At 70.5% G+C, this 17984-nt stretch carries 15 protein-coding genes; 9 read left to right on the top strand and 6 right to left on the bottom strand.

The window, feature by feature from the left end; translation table 11 throughout:
* Positions 1 to 928 precede the first annotated feature (928 nt).
* From ABZ842_RS16140 to ABZ842_RS16115, 6 genes are all read left to right on the top strand, one after another.
* Positions 929 to 1279 carry a carboxymuconolactone decarboxylase family protein gene (locus ABZ842_RS16140; protein ID WP_361537301.1) on the top strand — a complete coding sequence of 117 codons (351 nt, stop codon included), beginning with the start codon at positions 929 to 931 and terminating at the stop codon, positions 1277 to 1279.
* Positions 1280 to 1760: 481 nt separating this feature from the next.
* Complete coding sequence (locus ABZ842_RS16135) at positions 1761 to 2069, top strand: universal stress protein (protein ID WP_361537300.1); 309 nt, start codon at positions 1761 to 1763, stop codon at positions 2067 to 2069.
* Positions 2070 to 2156: 87 nt separating this feature from the next.
* Entirely contained in the window at positions 2157 to 3227 is a 1071-nt protein-coding gene (locus ABZ842_RS16130; protein WP_361537299.1) for a hexose kinase, read from the top strand.
* A 190-nt stretch (positions 3228 to 3417) separates the two neighbouring features.
* Positions 3418 to 4284 (top strand): universal stress protein, encoded by an 867-nt coding sequence (locus tag ABZ842_RS16125; RefSeq protein WP_361537298.1) that lies wholly within the window; start codon positions 3418 to 3420, stop codon positions 4282 to 4284.
* A gap of 322 nt (positions 4285 to 4606) precedes the next feature.
* Positions 4607 to 5005, top strand: coding sequence for a DUF302 domain-containing protein (locus tag ABZ842_RS16120; RefSeq protein WP_361537297.1), 399 nt, complete (start codon positions 4607 to 4609; stop codon positions 5003 to 5005).
* Positions 5006 to 5546: 541 nt separating this feature from the next.
* Complete coding sequence (locus tag ABZ842_RS16115) at positions 5547 to 6392, top strand: universal stress protein (RefSeq protein ID WP_361537296.1); 846 nt, start codon at positions 5547 to 5549, stop codon at positions 6390 to 6392.
* Positions 6393 to 6615: 223 nt separating this feature from the next.
* Here the strand turns inward: ABZ842_RS16115 and ABZ842_RS16110 are convergent, their stop codons facing one another.
* A complete protein-coding gene (locus tag ABZ842_RS16110; RefSeq protein WP_361537295.1) occupies positions 6616 to 7059 on the bottom strand; it encodes a hypothetical protein in 444 nt (147 codons plus the stop codon).
* Positions 7060 to 7165: 106 nt separating this feature from the next.
* Between ABZ842_RS16110 and ABZ842_RS16105 the strand changes: the two genes are divergently transcribed.
* Positions 7166 to 9151 (top strand): hypothetical protein, encoded by a 1986-nt coding sequence (locus ABZ842_RS16105; protein WP_361537294.1) that lies wholly within the window; start codon positions 7166 to 7168, stop codon positions 9149 to 9151.
* A gap of 339 nt (positions 9152 to 9490) precedes the next feature.
* Here ABZ842_RS16105 and ABZ842_RS16100 read toward each other — a convergent pair whose 3' ends face one another.
* From ABZ842_RS16100 to ABZ842_RS16080, 5 genes are all read right to left on the bottom strand, one after another.
* Positions 9491 to 10228, bottom strand: a complete 738-nt coding sequence (locus ABZ842_RS16100; RefSeq protein WP_361537293.1) for a class I SAM-dependent methyltransferase — start codon at positions 10226 to 10228, stop codon at positions 9491 to 9493.
* Entirely contained in the window at positions 10221 to 10793 is a 573-nt protein-coding gene (locus ABZ842_RS16095; RefSeq protein WP_361537292.1) for a CypD family RiPP peptide-cysteine decarboxylase, read from the bottom strand. The genes ABZ842_RS16100 and ABZ842_RS16095 overlap by 8 nt, the downstream gene beginning before the upstream one ends.
* Complete coding sequence (locus tag ABZ842_RS16090; RefSeq protein WP_361537291.1) at positions 10790 to 11356, bottom strand: hypothetical protein; 567 nt, start codon at positions 11354 to 11356, stop codon at positions 10790 to 10792. The genes ABZ842_RS16095 and ABZ842_RS16090 overlap by 4 nt, the downstream gene beginning before the upstream one ends.
* On the bottom strand, positions 11346 to 13139 hold the full coding sequence (locus ABZ842_RS16085) for an alpha/beta fold hydrolase (RefSeq protein WP_361537290.1): 1794 nt from the start codon (positions 13137 to 13139) through the stop codon (positions 11346 to 11348). The genes ABZ842_RS16090 and ABZ842_RS16085 overlap by 11 nt, the downstream gene beginning before the upstream one ends.
* A gap of 114 nt (positions 13140 to 13253) precedes the next feature.
* Positions 13254 to 13451, bottom strand: a complete 198-nt coding sequence (locus tag ABZ842_RS16080; protein ID WP_361537289.1) for a cypemycin family RiPP — start codon at positions 13449 to 13451, stop codon at positions 13254 to 13256.
* 523 nt (positions 13452 to 13974) lie between these two features.
* Here ABZ842_RS16080 and ABZ842_RS16075 point away from each other — a divergent pair.
* Both ABZ842_RS16075 and ABZ842_RS16070 read left to right on the top strand, forming a co-directional pair.
* On the top strand, positions 13975 to 14664 hold the full coding sequence (locus tag ABZ842_RS16075; protein ID WP_361537288.1) for a type 1 glutamine amidotransferase domain-containing protein: 690 nt from the start codon (positions 13975 to 13977) through the stop codon (positions 14662 to 14664).
* An 807-nt stretch (positions 14665 to 15471) separates the two neighbouring features.
* Complete coding sequence (locus ABZ842_RS16070) at positions 15472 to 17748, top strand: MMPL family transporter (RefSeq protein WP_361537287.1); 2277 nt, start codon at positions 15472 to 15474, stop codon at positions 17746 to 17748.
* The last annotated feature ends 236 nt before the right edge of the window (positions 17749 to 17984 follow it).

The raw sequence follows: 17984 nt of genomic DNA, 5'->3' as shown, positions 1-17984 counted from the left end.
GGTCTCCTGGCACCGGCGCGCCCAGGTCTCCGGCCGGCGCCAGATGCCGTCACCGCCACCCCTGGTCCGCCAACTCCACGTATGCACAGCCGTGCAGACATCGCCAGCAGAGGCCACGGATGTCCGGTGGCTCCGGCAGACGCCCAACACGGTGACGCGGCCTTTGAGGAACGCCGTCGCGGCTTGGAAGCGGACAGACGCGACGCGGCCGAACGGGAGCGCGATGACAGCTGCGCTCTGACAAACGATGAGGCAAATGACAGGGAACATGCGGACTCCCGCTTGCCGGTTCGTGTGTGACCCGCGGGATGTCGGTACCTCGATCGGGCGTCGGCGAGCAGCCCGCGCTCACGGACCACCTGGGCGGCGGCCTCATGGCACTCGGCTGGCCGTGTCCCGACGCTGGAAGCCGGCCTGTGGCCCGGAGCGCCAGTCCGCCAACGAATCGCCTTCGAGGAAGCCCGCGGCCCGAGGTCGACGGAACTCGTCTCGCGTGCCTGCCGCAGGCCTCCGCATGGTGCGGGCCGTGCAAGTCGGCAGCGTGGGTCTCGGCGTCACGTGCACCGACGCACTGCCCTACCGGCCCCGGAGTGGGTACCGTTCGGCCCACCGCCACCGAGAGCGGAGCGCCGGACGATGGCAGTGGGAATCCGGTGGCCCGCGGCCGTCAGCGCATCGTCACGTGACAGCCCTCTCGGGGAGTCACCCGCTCTCGCCCATGGATTCGCCGGCTCTGCTGCGCGTACGGCGCAGACGGGCCCGAGCGCGCAGGCGGGCGGCAATGCGTGCTGCCCGGTGGGAGCCTCGTGCGACGACGCCGTGTTCCACCTCTCGCCGACGGGTTTTCAGTGGCCGGCGCACGGGTCGTCCGGACACGAAGGCGCGAAGACGTCAGCCGTGCCACGGGCGCAGCGGAGAGGAGACCGAAATGAGCTACGGAGAGCAGATACGCGAGGGGCTGCGCGTGCCCAGCCGTGAGCTGCGACAGGCCATTCCGCAGGTGTACGAGGGCTACAAACAGCTGCACGACGCCGCACTCGCTCCGGGTGCCTTGGACGTCAAAACCAAGGAGTTCATCGCACTGGCCATTGCGGTGAGCAAGGAGTGCGACGGCTGCATCGTGGCCCACGCCCACGGGGCCGCCCTGCGGGGCGCGAGTGAGGAAGAGGTAGCCGAGGCCATCGGTGTGGCGATCCTCATGAACGGCGGCCCTGGCACGGTCTACGGTCCGCGCGCCTTCGCCGCGTTCCGGGAGTTCCGCGAACAGGCGAGCCGGTGATCCGTTCCGCCCACGCGTCGGCCGGGTTCACGCCGCCGTGCCGGAGGTGCTGACGTCCACCCGAGTGTGGGGCCGGGCCGGCACGGCCACGTCCGGTGGCGCCGCACCGGAGAGGCCGGCCCCGAAGGAGGCCGGCCCCGCGGCAAGGAGGGGCGAGATGGGACGGCCGGCAGCCGAACGGTTGATCGTGGTCGGGTCGACGGATCGGAGTCCAGCAGGTCCGCGCCGCGCTGGGCGGCCCGGCAAGCGGCTATGACCGGCGCCCGGCTGTCACCCGTGCAGGCGTGGCGATTTCCGCCCGCCTACGGGATGCCGGTCGACTACTCCGACGTCGACTGCCCGAAACAGACCCGCCAGAGCCTCCATCTGACGATCAAGGAGGCCCGCGGGGCGCATCCGGAGGTGCTGGTCGCCCCGCGGGTCGTCGAGGGGTACCCGGCGGCCGTGCAGGCCCTGGGCGTCCCAAGACGCCGACCTCCTGGTGGTCGGCAGCCACGGGTGCGGGGCCTTCACCGGAATGCTCCTCGGGTCGGTCAGCACGCACTGCGTGCACCACGCCCGCTGTCCGTCCGGTGCTGGTCGTACGCGGAGCGAGTGGTGGCCCCACGGCAACGCGTCGGGACGGAGGGTGCTGAGCGGGACTGGTTCCCTGCCCGCGAGGTGCTCCGGCGGGTGGCGGGGTGCCCGAGCAACGGTGTGGTCCCACGGTCCGACGCCCCGGTCAGGCTCGGGAACCGAGGTGCTGGGCAGCGGGCCCGTAGGCGGGGCAGTGCAGTCGGCATGCGGGTGACCTCGCACTACCCCAGCATTGGTAGCGGTTCGTGTTCCCGTCCACGGAGGTGAGCGCGATGACGCGAGACCGTGTCGAACAGGCGGTATGCCGAGCGCGGTCGGGCACTTCGGCCTGCGCACCGCGGTGAACGCGATGGGGAGGCCGGGCCCCGCCGCGGAAGGGAGCACCGACAACGCGAGGAAGTCGGGGCGCGAGGCTGCTGGGCCGTCCGTGCTCACGTTGACGATGAACCCCGCCGTCGATCTCTGCTGGGAGGTCGGGCGCTTGGAGGGCATCGGCAAGAACCGTGCCCGAGTCAGGTCGGTGACCGCCGGGGGCGGGGGGATCAACGTCGCCCGTGGTGTGGTGCGGCTCGGAGGCCGGGCCACCGCCGTCCACACCGCCGGAGGCGAGGTAGGGCTGCGCCTGAACCGGCTGTTGGACGAAGAGGGCGTCGACCACGTCGCCGTCGGTGTCGAGGGCGAGACCCGCGAAGCTCTCGTGCTGGTCACGACGGATCCGCAGCACAGCTACCACATCGTGCCGCCCGGCCCACGACTGCGCGACCACGAAGCGGTGTGGTGCCTGGACGTGCTGGAGCGGGCCATGAGGGAACACCCGTACGTCGTGGCCAGCGGCAGCTTGCCGGGCGGCCTGCCAGCCGACTTCTACGCAGCCGCCGCCCGTCGTGCCAAGGAAGCCGGATGCCGACTGATTCTGGACACTTCCGGGCCGGCGCTCGGCGCAGCGCTCTCGGAAGGCGTCTTCCTCCTCAGGTGCAACCGGACGGAGGCCGCAAGCCTCACCAGTCGGGACGTCCTCGCCTTGGACGACGCCCGAGCCGTCAACGAGCACCTACTCACCTCGGGGGCCGCCGAGGTCGCCGTCACCACGGTGGGAGCGCTGGGCGCGGTGTGCTCGACCCAGCAGGGCCATGTCGAACTGCACGCGCCACCGTTGCCCGGTGAGCCGTTGAGCGACGCCGGCGCGGGAGACGGCATGGTGGCCGCCATCGCCACGCGGCTGGCTGCCGGAGACGAACCGGTCGACGCCTGCGCGCTGGGAGTGGCTGTGGCCGCCGCGTCCATGCTCACCCCCAGCACCGAACCCTTCGACCCGGAAGTGGCCCGGTCACTCCGCCCCGAGGTGGGAACGAGGTTCCAGTCCCGCGGATGAGACGCCCAGGAATGTCCACCGCGGATTCGGCTGGGGCCGCACCGCCGGGAAGGGCCCGGGGGGACATCGTCGCGCGTATGCGCGCAGGACGATCTGGGGTAATCCTCGAATGAGGAGAAGGCGTGCTTGGGCCTTCGCCCGTCGACACGCCCGCTCCCCTCCCCCGCGGTTCGAGATGGAGGCATCTTGCATGGAGCCCGTCGTCACGGTCGGCCTGGACGGCTCGCCCGAGAGCATGGCAGCCGCTCACTGGGCCGCCGACGAGGCCGGGCGGCGCAAATGCACGCTGCGTCTGCTGCATGCCTGGCCCACGCTCGTGCCAGAGCCGATCCGTGCCGCATCGGAGATCGACCAGAACTACTGGGCGAAACGGATCGTGCGCCAGGCGCAAGCGGAACTCCAGGAACGCCACCCGGACCTCCCAGTCGTCGGCAACCTGGCCGCCAACGACGCTCAGGACGCGCTGCTGAAGGCGGCATCCGAGTCCGATCTGACCGTTCTGGGGTCGCGCGGCCTGACGTCCGCCGAGAGCTACTTCCTCGGCTCCGTGAGCATGGCCGTGGTGGCGCGGGCCACGAGACCCGTGGTGCTGGTCCGTCTAAATGCCCGCCAAGACGGCTCGGCATCCGCCGGTAACAGCGTCGTGGTGGCGCTGAAGCTGCACGATCCCTGCGATGACCTGCTCGCCTTTGCCTTCACGGCAGCTGCGGCCCGTGGGGTGCCACTCCAGGTCGTCCACGGTCGGAGCCTGCCAATTCACGCGCAGACTCCGGGGGGCGTGGACCACCACGTCGTCGAGGAGATCACAAAGGTGGCGCAGCAACGGTTGGCTGAGGTCCTCCGCCCCTGGCGCGAGAAGTTCCCCGGCGTGGAGCCGATAGACGCCGTTCGGCTCGAAAGTCCGGCCGAGGCCGTCGTGCGCACCGCCGAGGGGGCCGATGTGCTGGTCGTCGGCCGACGCAAGCACCGCCCCGCCCTCGCACCGCGCCTCGGTCCCGTAGCCCATGCCGCCCTACATCACGCGCCCTGCCCGGTCGCCGTCGTCCCACATGACTGAGCCAGGCCACCGCGGGAGCCCATCTCGCCCACGCGTCACGACGACGCGTCCGCCCCAGGCCAGGCGTCGCCTCGGGGCCCGCCCCTGCGGGCAAAAGGCGCGCAAGGGCGGGCCGCGCGCCGGACGTGGACGCGGGTGGCGCGCGGGACACCCTGTTGTCACGCTGGGAGGCGGCGTACAGGAGCACCGGACGGCCCAAGCCACAGCTCCACCGCTGTGGTGCGTCTCCGGACGAATCCGGTCAGGGCATCGTGCTGTCGGTGCTGGGACCAGAACCGCGCCATGTGCCGATCGGTGTCATGGGAACAGTGAGGTGGAGAGCATGCCGTATGACCGCAGCATCAAGCTGGCGGGCGCCTTCGACGAGACGGTGGAGACCGTACGCCGTGCGCTGGCCGACCAAGGCTTCGGCATCCTGACGGAGATTGACGTCCGGGCCACGCTCAAGGCGAAGCTCGACCACGACATGGAGCCGTATCTCATCCTCGGAGCGTGCAATCCCGCGCTTGCCCGTCAGGCGCTGGACGCCGACCCCGCAGTCGGGCTCCTGCTCCCCTGCAACGTCGTGGTCCGTACGGAGGACGACCAAGTGATCGTGCAGGCAATCGACCCCTCCACCATGGTCGCTCTCACCGGCGTTGACGCCATGGCTTCCGTAGCGGACGAGGCGACTCGCCTACTCGACGCCGCGCTTTCCTCCCTCGCGAAGGGCAGTGCGTGAACGCTCGGTGGCGCCGTGCAAAGGCCGCGCTCTCCGCAAGCACCAGTCGGACGTGCAAGGACGTGGCCCTGCGGATGTCGTCGCCGAGCGGTACCGGCAGCTCTCGGGCCGGCATCGGTATCGCGATCCCGGGACCGACGCAACGCCTGTACGAACGTCACAGCGGCATGGGTCCTCGGCATGGTTGCCGAACTGGAGGCGCAGTGCTCTCAACGGAGCAGGACCCCGGTACCCCGACCGGGCAGCCGGAGCACCGGTTGCTTGTCTCGGGCCCTGGTCCCGTCCACGGAAGTCGACGGTCCTCAGCGATGGGGCTACGTCCTTCCGGCCCGCTCTGAGGTGCCTCGACGAAACTTGTGGTCGACGGTGGTAGGGAGCGTCCCACCGTCCGGCGGTGCCGATGTGACCCTTCGCAGCCTGTGGGGGCCACCCGCTTGGTGCAGGACCGAGCAGGAGGCAGCTCGGCGCCGGGCAACGAGTAGGCGCAGCGCGGAGGGGACGCGGACGGCGAAGGCTGGCAATTGCACACCCGGGAGAAGAAATGGCTGATCCGATCGTTGTCGGGGTTGACGGATCCGGACGAAGTCTGCGCGCCCTGGTGTGGGCTGCCCGAGAGGCGGCGCTCCGGCAGCGCGCCCTACGCATCGTTCACGTCCTACCTCCGGCTCATGTGTACGCGTCGACCCCCGAGGGCCGTGCTTGGGAGGAGAGCCACCGGGACCAGGGTGTCGTTGAGGAAGCCGTGGCCATCGCGCAGGAAGCCCACCCGGGTCTGGAAGTCGCCCCCGTCCTTGTCTCGGGCACGCCGGCGGCGGTCCTGCTGGCCGAGGCCGAGCACGCCCACACCATGGTTCTCGGTGCCAAGGGGACAGGCGGATTCGGAGGCCTGCTCCTTGGTTCCGTCGCGTTGCAGGTCGTCGGTCACTCGACGAGCCCCGTGGTCATCGTCAACCACGTCAGCAGCGGTCATCGACGCGTCGTCGTCGGCGCGGACGGATCAGCTCACTCCGATGCCGCTTTGGAGTACGCCTTCGAGGTGGCGTCGCTGACCGGCGCCCAGTTGCAGGCGGTGCACGCCTGGAGTCATCCGGGCCCTCCCGCAGCGGTCAGTACGGCCCAGGACGCCCTGCGCCAAGAACAACGACAGGCGTTGAAGGGGTGGTTGGCTCCACTGCGCGAACGGCATCCCGAAGTCGAAGTCGTGGAAGAGCTACCCGATGACGGACCCATCGTCGCACTTGCCCGTGCGTCGGACCGGGCGGACCTCCTGGTCGTCGGCTCCCGAGGGTTGGGAGGCTTCCGAGGCTTGGCACTGGGATCCGTGAGCCACCACCTTCTACAGTTCTCCCAGTGCCCGCTGGCAGTCGTTCGCCCACGTGTCCGCTGACCGTTCCTGCCGGAGTGCCGTCGCCGCGTCTTCCCGTGGACATCCCGGATGCCCGTCCGCCACAGGAATCCCGCCTCTTCGTTTCGCCGGACGCCCCACTCGCTGTTCGTTTCAGAACGAAGTTCGGCTCAAGCAGATGCTGATGCAGGCGCCCTGCGGGCAGTCTAGAACTCAGCCGCGCAGACGTTCACTGATGAGACTGCGTACGGCACCCCGTCTGTGCTCAGGTCTTGTACGGCCGCCTGATTCGGGCCTCGCGCTGCGCCCACGTTCCAACCTGCCCGCGCCGGTCAACGCGCTGATCGGGCGCGCGGAGGAGGTCCGGCGGGTGCGAGCGCTCCTTGACGAGGGGCGACTGGTGTGTCTGACGGGACCGGACGGCGTGGGCAAGACACGGCTCGCGCTGGAGGTCGCCGCCGCGCTGGAACCGGACTTCCCCGACGGGGTGCGGCTGGTGGAACTGGGCGCCCTCGCACGCGCCGACGGCTCGCTCGACCGGGTCGCGGAGGCCGTGACCGCCGGGCTGGGGATCCGCGACGGCGCAGCGGAGGAGCACGGCCGCCCGGCACCCGCCGCCCACCTCGCCGAACGGCTGCGCGGCTCCCGCCTCCTGCTCGTGCTCGACAACTGCGAGCACGCCCTCGTCCCCGTGGCCCGGCTCGTCCATCTGCTCCTGACCAGTGCGCCCCGGCTCCGCTGCCTGGTCACCAGCAGGGAGCCGCTACGGGCCGAGGGCGAACACGTCCACGAGGTCGCGCCGTTGGACACCGACGGTGGCCGTCCGCCCGCCGACCTGGCCTCGGCTCCCAGCGCCGTACGGCTCTTCGCCGCGCGGGCACGCGCCGCACCTGCGGCTGGACGCCCAGACGCTCCCCCTCGTCGCCTCGGTGTGCCATCGCCTCGACGGGCTGCCCCTGGCTCTGGAGCTCGCCGCCCACCGGGTGCGCGCGCTGGGCCTCAGCCAGCTGTGCGCACACCTGGACGACCGCTTCCGGCTCCTGGACGGCGGTCACCGTACGCTGCCCCGGCGCCAGCAGACGCTGCGTGCCGTGATCGACTGGAGCTGGGAGCTGCTGACCGAGGACGAGCGCCGGGTGTTGCAGCGGCTGTCGGCGCACTCCGACGGCTGCACACCGCAGGCGGCACGGGCGGTTGCCGCGGAGGCCGACCTCACGCAGGAAGCGCCCGGCGACATCGGCAGCGACCTGAGCGGCGAGGTGCTGGGGCCGCTCTCCAGACTCGTCGAACAGTCCCTGGTCAGCGTCGTGGAGACCGAGGAGGGGCCGCGCTACCGACTCCTGGAGTCCATCGCCGCGTACGCCGCCGAGAAGCTGGCGGAGTCCGGGGAGGCCGCCGAGGTCCACGAGCGGCACATGCGCTACTACGCCGACTTCGCCCGGCGCGCCGACCCGATGCTGCGCGGCCCGGCACAACGGCGCTGGCTGCACCTGATGGACCAGGAGGCCGCCAATCTGCGCACCGCATCGGCCACCGCCGTACGCCGCGGGGACACCGGCGCCGCGCTCGTGCTGGCCTCCGCCCCGTTCTGGTACCGGTGGGTGCGCGGCCGGCTGGCGGAAGCGCACCGGCTCCTCGCGGAGGCCCTCGCCATGGACGGCGGCAGCCGTCAACTGCGGGCCGTGGCCACCGCCTGGCACGCCGGCCTGGAGAACATGGCGCCGCACGCGACGGACGTCGTGGCGCGCGCCGACGCCGCGCTGGCGCACTTCGACGACGCGCGGGACGCCAACGCCCGCGCGCGGGCCATGTGGTTCCTGGGACCCGCGCTCAACGAGCACCGCCACAGGGAACGGGGCTGGGAACTCCTGGACCGGGCCCTCGCCGACTTCCGTACGCAGGGCGACCAGTGGGGCACCGCGGTGGCCCTGTCCAACCGGGCCTGGCTGGAGCAGAGCCAGGGCAGTTCCCCCCGGCACGCCACCGATGCCGGCGAGGCGCTGCGCCTCTTCCGTGCACTGGGCGACCAGTGGGGGCAGTTGCAGGCCATGGCCGTGCTCAGCCGGCACGCCGAGATCATCGGCGACCTGCGCGAGTCCTCCCGCATCGGCCGCGAGGCCCTGACGATCGCCCGCGGCCTCGGCCTCTGGCCCGAGGTGTCCTACTGGCTCTCCAGCCTCGCCTGGTGCGCGATGGCCGAGGGCGACTTCCACGAAGCGCGCGAACTGCTGCGGCAGGCCGGGCGGATGGCCACCGAGATCGGCTACGACTTCGGCGAGCGCTTGGCCCAGCTCGGTTCGGGCCTGGCCGCCCGCCGCGAGGGCCGCCTCGACACCGCCGAGACCCGTCTACGGGCGTGGCTGGCGCACTGCGGCGAGGCGACCGGCACCGTGGAGACGGCGCTGGTCTTCACCGAACTCGGATACGTGGCCGAGCTGCGCGGCGACACGGACACGGCGCTCAGGGAGCACGCACGGGGCACGCGGGCCGCCCTGGAGACGGGTTCGCTGCGCTCCATCGCACGTGCGCTGGAGGGGCTGTCCGCCGCGTGGGCGGATGCGGGCCGTGCGCGGCTGGCCGCCGAGCACCTCGGGACGGCCGCCGCGGGCCGCGCCGCCGTACGGGCCAAACTGCCGCCCGGTGAGGCGCGGGACGTGGAACGGGCGCGCGAGAAGGCGCGAGCAGCGCTGGGGGACGAGGCCTACGCGGCAGCGTTCCAGCGCGGCCGGGCCCGCGATCCGCGGGCAACGGCCCGCACCGCGGTGGCCCGCATCAACGACGTCGCACCGGACGTCGGTTGAGCGGGCCTCCTTGCTCCGCTCGACGGGAGTTCCGGCTGGGCCGTGTCCGCAAAGTCCCGCGCGCGCTCCTGCGTCTCTCGACGTAGCCGCCGTTTCCCTGGTGGAGCGTTGGTCCCGGCTGGCCGGTGGTGGGCTGTTCGCGCAGTTCCCCGCGCCCCTGTTGTTCTTCCCCCGTCGCTTGTCTGCGGGCTGGGACGGAGGCATTTAGGGGCGCGGAGAACTGCGCGAACAGCCGCAGACGGGCCGCAGACGCCATGGCCGCACACGCACCACGACGCAAGCGCGCCAGCCAAGGCGCGGCACTGCCGCACGGGCCACGCGGGACTCGGCGGACACGACCTACGGGCGCTGGAGCACGATCAGCATTTCGCGGGAGCGCGGGCCGTAGTCCTCGCCCGCGTAGGAACCGTTGACGTGTGACACTTCCAGACCCGCCATGCGTGCCATCAGTCGAATCTCCGCGAGCGTCGCCCAGGTGGCCGTCTCGTGAAAAGCCGTGAGCTTCGTTGCGCTCTGCACCAGGAAGATGCTCAGCACGGCTTGGGCGGCGCGGTCCGACGTCTGGGTGATCGTCACCATGTTTTCCCGGCCCAGGGGGTACGTCACCGAATGCGCGTCGCCGCCCGCCTGGAGGTACTCGGCGGGGTCGGTGCAGTCGAGGAAGGCCGTGCCTCCGGGCTTCAGGTGCCGTTCGACGACCCGGAGGAGATCGATCTTCTCGTCCTGGCTCTGGGCGAGGAAGAACGTGTTCCGCGACAGGGTGACGACGTCGAACGCGTCGTCGAGGCGGAGGTGGCGGAAGTCGCCTTCGACCGCTTCGACGGGGTGTTCGCCACACTTGCTCTTGAGCAGGTCCAGCGACGGCGTCGATGCGTCGACGGCCACGACGCGGGCTCCGGCCTCGGCGAGCGCGAGCGAGGAGACGCCCGTACCGGCCCCGAGGTCCAGCACCTTCTGCCCAGCCAGCGGTCGGTGCGAGGACACCCAGGCCGCGTGCGGGGCACCCGGTGAGAGCATGGACGACAGCAGGTCGTAGGCGTCGATCGCGTTCTCGTCGTACACGCTCGCGTCACTCACTGGGGCGACCTTTCTTCAGCATTTCGTTGGCCACCGCGATCGCGCCCGGCAGGTTGAACCCCACCTCGGCCGCCGCGCGGTTGCTGGCGCGCACGCCGGTCACCCGTGGTGCGAATGCGACGTTCGAACGGAGCCGGAGGGTGCGCAGGTTGGCCTCCACGATCTCGTTCGACCCGGGGAGCGTGTCGGCGATGACGATGGGCAGGTCCGTGACCTGCAGCATCATCAGGGCGGGCGAGTCCGCCCGGCCCTGCGCCAGGCGCATGAGGGTGTCCAGGGTCGCGGGGAAGACGAGGAGGCACTCGGACGCGCCGCTCCGTCCGCTGTTGACCTCGGGCGGTACGTCCGACTCGTCCCACGCGTCGACCCACACCCGACCGTTGGCCAGGTGGCGCAGCGACCGAACCGCCAGGAACCGCGTGGCGGACCGGGTGACCGACACGTTCACGGTCAGCTCCGGGTTCAGCTCCCGCAGCCAGTGGATCCACCAGGGCACCAGCGCGGCGCTGATGGACCCCGTGATGTGAAGGTGCACTTCGGCGCCCTCGAACTGCTCCACGTTCATGCGGCGGCTGCCTCGCTGTCGACCGCGGGGTGGAGCGGAATCCACTCGGACGTGAGGATCGGCTTCATCCGTTGCTCCGGCGGTGCGCTGGGAAAGACGTTCATCAGCAGGAATTGCAGGGCCCTCGCGTCGTCCCCGGCGGAGGCCCGGCTCGCCGAGAACACCAGCCGGTACGGCGAGCTCTGGGTGACCCAGTTGAATTCGGCGTGGTTCGAGCTCATCACCGAAAGCTGCTGCATGGCGTCGAACAGCGCTTTGGGGCCCCGGCTCGCAGGATTCCAGACGACCTGTTTCCAGCCGTGTGCCACCTGAGGGGTGACGTCGCGCCACGGCGTCGGCTCGGTTTCGTCGGACTTCACCTCGCGCACCAGCAGATGGACGTTCTGCACGCCCGGGTTCGGTGCGAAGAAGCGCCAACCGGGAATGGGCCAGCCGCCGGTGAACTTCCTCAGGTCCTGATTGTAGGAGTCCGGTGTGTTCTGCAAGACCGTCGAGACCAGATGCGCGGCGATCGCCCCCACGGCGAACGCGCCTGCGGTACCTCTGATTCGTTCACCCAGCATGTATGAACCTTCTGATGGCGCCTTCGACCTTCTCGGCGTGATTCTTGTATCCAATGATCGACCGGTGGGCGGATCCAGCCACCACCTCGACGTCGGCTCCGAGCTTCTTCGCCAGCGCCGACTGCTGCTCGGCGTTCTCGCCGGATGCGACGACGAGGACCGATTTGACCGCGCTGAGCTCGGCGAGGGTCCCTTCAGTGCCCATCTTCACGTATTCCCGTACCGAGTTGACGATGTTCTGCGGCGAGAACACGAACTGGACGTGGCTGTATTGGGTGTCGGGCGTGTAGCCCGCCTGCCGCTGGACCGCGTTCGGTGCCCACTCGTAGATCCCTGTCACGGCGGCGAAGAGGGTGTGCACCTGCGACTGGATGAACTTCCCGAATCGACGGCGATCGGAGCGGTCCGCGTCCAGCAGTTCGGGGTCGGTTCCGTCGACGACGACGAGTTTGCGGATCCGGTCGACGAATCGGGGGTCGCCGACGTAGGACGCCGCGCTCAGCGAACCGATCGAATGGGTCGCCACCACGACCTCGCCCTGGATCCCGACTTCGTCGAGGACGGCGCTGAGGATGTCACCGCTGGACGCCCGGGCGTTCGTCAGGCCGTATCCGGACCGGTGATAGCGGATGACCGTGTGGTCCCGGGCCAGCCGCTCCGCGACCCATTCCCACGATTCGAGGGACTGCCCGAGGCCGCATTCCAGGACGACGACGGGCCGGGCGCCGTCCGCGCCGACTGCACCATCCGTGCCATCCGCGTTGTCCGTGTTGTCTGAAGGCCGGTTGACGACGTACTCGACCGTGCCGAACGCGCTCTGGAGCTGCGAGACGCCCTTGGGGCCCAGTCGTCGCTGCTCTGCGATCTTGCGCTTCTCACGGGCTATCAGGGCGCTCGCGACGGCCACCCCGCAGGCGGTGCCGACCACGGCCTTCTCGAACGTCCGACGGTTGCCCCGGGTGTCCAGCACGTAGCCGACCGCTCCGTGGGAGCCGACGAAACCCCAGACGAACCGCGGCAGCTCCATGGTGGCCGCGACGCCGACGTGGAACAGCTTGACCGCGGAGAGCGCGTGTGACGCCTGCTGCCGCGGCAGCAGATAGACCAGCGGGAAGGCGCTCTCCCACACCACCGTGCCGACGGTCATCGCACGGGACAGCTTCGGCCGTCTTCGCAGCAGCTCGGCGGCTGGCCCCCGGCCGTACGCCTCCGTCTGCAGGATCTCGGGCAGCGCGTCGCCCTGGATCCAACTGCTGCCGAAGGCTTTGGAGATGCCCGAGACCGCGTAGCTGAGCCCGGACTGGAAGTTGACGGCCCGCAGGAAGAGGTCGTCGGACAGCCGTCGGTCGGGTATCAGCGCCGTGAGCGTGCGGTACTGCGTGATCACGGCGGTCATCTGGTCCGCGCCGTCGCGGCCGTACGGCGTGCGGATCTCACTCAGTCGATTGCAGGTGGCGATGATCGCCGACGAGGCGATCTGCACCTTGCGGTTGCCGCGTCCCAACGCCAGGCCCACGGCAGCCGCGAGCGTGACGCCGGCGAGCACCTTGGGGGTGCGTGCGTGGTCGAGCACGCGACTGATCCGGTGGCGCAGGCTCCCCTCCGGGTACTGCTCGGCCGAAACGCCTCGGAGATAGCCGTCGTCGTCGAAGACGTCCTTGAGGCTCAGGGTCTCCGCGGATGCCAGGACCTGCCCTATCGCAATCGGCAGGAAGACTCGATCAGCCGCTTTCTGGGCGACGCTTGCACTCGAAGTTCTCTTCCTCCACCGTGGCAAACTCACCAACATCTTCGTCTTTCCGTCTCGGACCCGGACGCAGCTATGAGTACCTCGGAAGTGCGTGCCGGAGAAGGCACTGTTGACCAGTTCCCCTCCGGCACGCGATTCATTCTTCCGTCAGCAAACCAGGCAGACGGTGCTGCCCTGGATCACGAACTGAGCAACGGTCGGCGTGGCCGGCGTGGCCATCGCGGGAATCTCGGAGTCCGAGTGGAACCCCGGGCCCGCCGCGCTCAGAACGCTGTTCGCGAAGTCCTGCGTGGCAAGGGACTCCGGGCGCATTCCGCTGACGTTCTCCTGCGTTGCAATCGGCATAACGGTACCCTTTCTCGACAGATGCTGATGAGCGAAAGGGTCTCGACGGACCTCACGTTGCCAATCCCCCGACGCTCGCTCTGAATTGAACGTGCTGAACAATGCCGGCAACTCAGCATTGCGGACACAGCGTAAGCAGTCGTAACGATCAGCGTCAACGACGCAGTCGACCTTACGGAAGGCACCGGACCGGGAACAAAGCGACCTGTTCTCACATAGATCGGGTACCCCTATTCATCCGGAGTAGGGGTGTCTCCTCGCCCCTGGAAAGTCGACCCCTGGATCCTTGCAGTCCGCAATCCACTGCTCCGACCTGGCCCTAAACGCGTCCGGCCCCGGGAACTGCGCGAGGGGCGCGCCAGCGGACCGCGTGCGGCACCCGGCAACCGACTATCACGCGATTGCTCGGGTCCGGGTACCCCTATGGACGGCGTCGGCACGGAAGTCTATGAGTGGTTGTCCCCCGTGCGGCCCGCCGAGAGACCGCACGGGGGACGTCGGTCCACTCGCACAGGAGCGTGTCATGAAGATTCTGATCGTCCTCACCTCGCACGACGAGTTGGGGGACACCGGCCGCAAGACCGGGTTCTGGCTGGAGGAGCTGGCGGCGCCGTACTACCGCTTCAAGGAGGCCGGCGCACAGATCGTGCTCGCCTCGCCCGGGGGCGGGCAGCCGCCGTTGGACCCCAAGAGCAACGAGCCCCAGTTCCAGACCGACCTGACCCGACGCTTCGAGGCCGACGCGGAGGCGACCGGGGCGCTGGCGGACACCGTGCGCCTCGACTCGGTCTCGGCCGGCGACTTCGACGCGGTCTTCTACTCCGGCGGCCACGGGCCGCTCTGGGACCTGGCCGAGGACCCCGTGTCCGCGCGGCTGATCGAGACGACCCTGCGTTCGGGCCGGCCGGTGACGCTGGTGTGCCACGCCCCCGGCGTCCTGCGGCACGTCGTCAACGAGGACGGCACCCCGTTGGTCTCGGGCAAGCGGGTCACCGGGTTCGCCAACTCCGAGGAGGAGGCCGTCCAGCTCACCGACGTCGTCCCGTTCCTGGTCGAGGACGAGTTGGTCAAGCTCGGCGGGGCGTATTCCAAGGCCGGGGACTGGCAGCCGTACGTCCTGCGGGACGGCTTGCTGATCACCGGGCAGAACCCGGCGTCCTCGGCGCCCGCGGCCGACGCCCTGCTCTCGCTGCTCGACGAGGGCGGCGCGTGACGTCCGATCCAGGACCGGGCGGGACGTCCGGCCGGGTGACTTCCGTCTGACTCGGGTCGTTCCGCGGTCGATGCGGGTGCAACCGCCGGCGTCGACGGTGATCGGGAAGATCTTCCCGTTGCCGAGGTAGCCACCGGAGCCGCCGGAGAAGAAGGCCAGGTCGTACAACTGCCCGCCGTCCACGCTGCGGTCGGAGCACAGCGACAGCGTGCCCGTCGCCGCCTTGACCGCGGTCGGGGCGGGGGCGGCCTCCGCGACGGCGGTGAGTCCGGCGAGCGGCGAGACCGCCGCAAACGCCGCCACCAGTCCCTTGCGCCATCCGGCGGCGGGTCTGCCCCGCCGCCCGGGCCCGTCGCCGAGTACCGGCGCGGCCTTTCTCAGCACGGCGTCGAAGCCGTTTCGTCTCAGCATGGCGGGGTGGGCAACCCGTCTCACACGCGCTACCCCGGGAATGATCACTCCGCTGTCCCACACGGTGGGGCCACCGGTGGACGTACGTCGTCAGGCGCGGGGCGGCTGGAACATCACGCGGCCCGCGGTGCTGCCCCCGTCCACCGCGAGCGACGCACGTGATGAGCGCCGACGTGCCTCCGGGCGCAATTTGCACTGCCGTTGACGCTGCGCTGCCAGTCCGTTGAAACCGGTCTTCCTACGCTGACGCGGGGGTCGACGTCGCACCACGAGCAGGCAGAGCAGCGCAGGTCATCGCAGGAGACCGGCGCCGAGGCCGCCGCCAGCGCACGCGGCCCCGCACTGCCGTTCCCCCCTGCGTCCGCTCCTGGGACGCGTCAACCCGGAGGAGGAGTCGTGGGCTCCCATCCCACTCCCGATTCAGTCGCCGCACCGCCGCCCGGGCAGGAAGGCGGGTCGTCGGCGCCGCCCGGCGGCGGGCCGCTGGCCCGGTTCGGCGGCTGGCTGGCGCGCCGGCGGCGGCTGGTGCTGGTCTCCGCGCTGATCGCGGTGATCGTCGCGGTGCCCTTCGGCGCCGACGTGGAGAGCCGGTTGTCGGAAGGGGGGATCACCTCTCCGGGCTCGGAGGCCGCGCGCGCCGACGCGTTGCTGAACACCGAGTTCTCCGCCGGCTCACCGCACTTGGTCTTCGTCGTCAAGGCGCCCGGCTCCGTCGACGGGCCGGAAGTGGCCCGGCAGGGCGAGCGGCTGACCGCGGAGCTGGCGGCGGAGCGGGGCGTGGTCCAGGCCGCGTCGTACTGGTCGCTGGGGCGCGCCGAGCCGCTGCGTGCCGAGGACGGTCGCTCGGCGTTGGTGCTGGTGCGGCTCGCGGGGGACGAGGACACCGTCCGCAAGAGCGCCAAACGGCTGGTGCCGCAGACCGTCGGCGAACGCGACGGCGTCGAGGTGACCGCCACCGGCGTCACGGCCGTGCGCATGGAGATCGAGGAACGCAGCAGCGAGGACCTGGTCAAGGCGGAGCTGTTGGCCGCGCCCGTCGTGCTGTTCATCCTGCTGTTGGTGTTCCGCAGCGTGGTGGCCGCCCTGCTGCCGCTGCTCGTCGGGGTGATCGCGGTCATCGGGTCGTTCGTCGTCCTGCGGCTGCTGGACCTGCTCGTGCCGGTGTCGGTGTTCAGCGTCAACATCACCACGGCGCTGGGCCTCGGGCTCGCGATCGACTACAGCCTCTTCGTCGTCACCCGCTACCGGGAGGAGTTGGCGGGCGGGCGCGAGGTGCGGGCGGCGATAGCCGAGACTGTGCGCACCGCAGGTCGCACCGTGGTGTTCTCCGCGCTGACGGTGGCGCTTTCGCTGTCGGCGATGCTCGTCTTCCCCATGTACCACCTGCGGTCCTTCGCCTACTCCGGGATCGCGGTGGTGCTGTTGGCGGCCGTGGGTTCGGTGGTGGTGCTGCCGGCGATGTTGGCCGTGCTGGGGCGGCGGGTGGACGCGCTGAGCGTGCCGCGGCTGCGCCGCCGCCGGAAGCCGGCGCCGAAGCGGGATCCGCAGAGCGGCTTTTGGCACCGGATCGCCACTGCGGTGATGAAGCGGCCGGTGCCGTTCTCCGTCGCCGTCGTCGCCCTGCTGCTGGCCCTCGGGGTGCCGTTCCTGCGGGTGGAGTTCGCCGACAGCGACGACCGGGTGCTGCCGCCGTCGTCCCCGGCGTACCGGGCCGCCCAGGTGCTGCGGGAGGACTTCGACAGCCGGGAGGGCTCCCCCGTCTCGGTGGTGCTGCCGAAGGTGGACGCCTCCGCGCGCGCCGCGGACGTGGCCGCGTACGCCCAGGAGGTGTCCCGGCTGCCCGGTGTCACCCGGGTCGACGCGGCCACCGGCTTCTACGCGCAGGGGCGTCAGGTCGAGCCGCCGAACGAGGCGTCCGCCCGCTTCGGCTCCGACACCGGCACCTGGCTGGCGGTGATCTCGGACACCGAGCCGTACTCCCAGCAGGGCATGGACCTCGTCGGTGCGGTGCGCGGCGTCCCCGCGCCGGCGGACGCGCTCGTCGGCGGACAGGCCGCCCTGCTGGTGGACTCCAAGGCGACGCTGGGCGAGAAGCTGCCCTGGGCGCTCGGCATCATCGCCGCCTCCACGCTGGTCCTGCTGTTCCTGTTCACCGGCAGCCTGCTGATCCCCGTCAAGGCGGTCGTGCTCAACCTGCTCAGCCTGACCGCCACCTTCGGGGCGATGGTGTTCGTCTTCCAGGACGGCAACCTGCGCTGGCTCGTGGGGGACTTCGTGGTCACCGGGATGATCGACATCGACACCCCGGTGCTGCTGTTCTGCGTGGCGTTCGGACTGTCCATGGACTACGAGGTGTTCATGCTCTCCCGGATCAAGGAGGAGTACGCCCGCAGCGGTGACAACACGGCGTCGGTCGCGTGGGGGCTGGAGCACACCGGGCGTCTGATCACCGCCGCGGCAGCCCTGGTGGCGTCGGTCCTGCTGGCGTTCGCGACCTCCGGGCTGACGCCGTTGAAGCTGCTGGGGGTGGGGTTGGCGCTGGCCGTCGTCGTGGACGCGACCTTGGTGCGGGGCGTGCTGGTGCCGGCGTTCATGCGGCTGGCGGGCCGCGCGAACTGGTGGGCTCCGGCGCCGCTGGCCCGGCTCCACAAACGGATCGGCCTCTCCGACTGACCCCGTACATCCCCGTATCCCCCTACCCCTCGCATCACCTGCATCTCGCGCACCGACGCCCCCGTCCCGGCCCGTACTTCGTGGCCGTGACGGGGGCGTCGGCCGTGTCACGCCGCGCGGGCGGACCCGATGCGGGAAACGACAACGCACCTACAGACGCTCTCAACGTCCGGCCTGGAGAACCTGGAGAACCCCTGACCTTCCATTGACACGGATCTGCCGGGCCGCTGCATCTG

Source organism: Streptomyces sp. NPDC047315 (genome assembly GCF_040643215.1).
GTDB lineage: Bacteria > Actinomycetota > Actinomycetes > Streptomycetales > Streptomycetaceae > Streptomyces.
The sequence above is the reverse complement of the archived record's forward strand: the minus strand, read 5'-3'. Positions and strand labels throughout refer to the sequence as shown.

Bases quoted from the DNA above. Each gene is read 5' to 3' on its own strand.
- ABZ842_RS16140 (WP_361537301.1), top strand. From the start codon at position 929: ATGAGCTACGGAGAGCAGATACGCGAGGGGCTGCGCGTGCCCAGCCGT.
- ABZ842_RS16130 (WP_361537299.1), top strand. From the start codon at position 2,157: ATGCCGAGCGCGGTCGGGCACTTCGGCCTGCGCACCGCGGTGAACGCG.
- ABZ842_RS16125 (WP_361537298.1), top strand. From the start codon at position 3,418: ATGGAGCCCGTCGTCACGGTCGGCCTGGACGGCTCGCCCGAGAGCATG.
- ABZ842_RS16120 (WP_361537297.1), top strand. From the start codon at position 4,607: ATGCCGTATGACCGCAGCATCAAGCTGGCGGGCGCCTTCGACGAGACG.
- ABZ842_RS16115 (WP_361537296.1), top strand. From the start codon at position 5,547: ATGGCTGATCCGATCGTTGTCGGGGTTGACGGATCCGGACGAAGTCTG.
- ABZ842_RS16110 (WP_361537295.1), bottom strand. From the start codon at position 7,059: ATGGACGAGCCGGGCCACGGGGACGAGGGCGTGCTCGCAGTTGTCGAG.
- ABZ842_RS16095 (WP_361537292.1), bottom strand. From the start codon at position 10,793: ATGAACGTGGAGCAGTTCGAGGGCGCCGAAGTGCACCTTCACATCACG.
- ABZ842_RS16090 (WP_361537291.1), bottom strand. From the start codon at position 11,356: ATGCTGGGTGAACGAATCAGAGGTACCGCAGGCGCGTTCGCCGTGGGG.
- ABZ842_RS16080 (WP_361537289.1), bottom strand. From the start codon at position 13,451: ATGCCGATTGCAACGCAGGAGAACGTCAGCGGAATGCGCCCGGAGTCC.
- ABZ842_RS16075 (WP_361537288.1), top strand. From the start codon at position 13,975: ATGAAGATTCTGATCGTCCTCACCTCGCACGACGAGTTGGGGGACACC.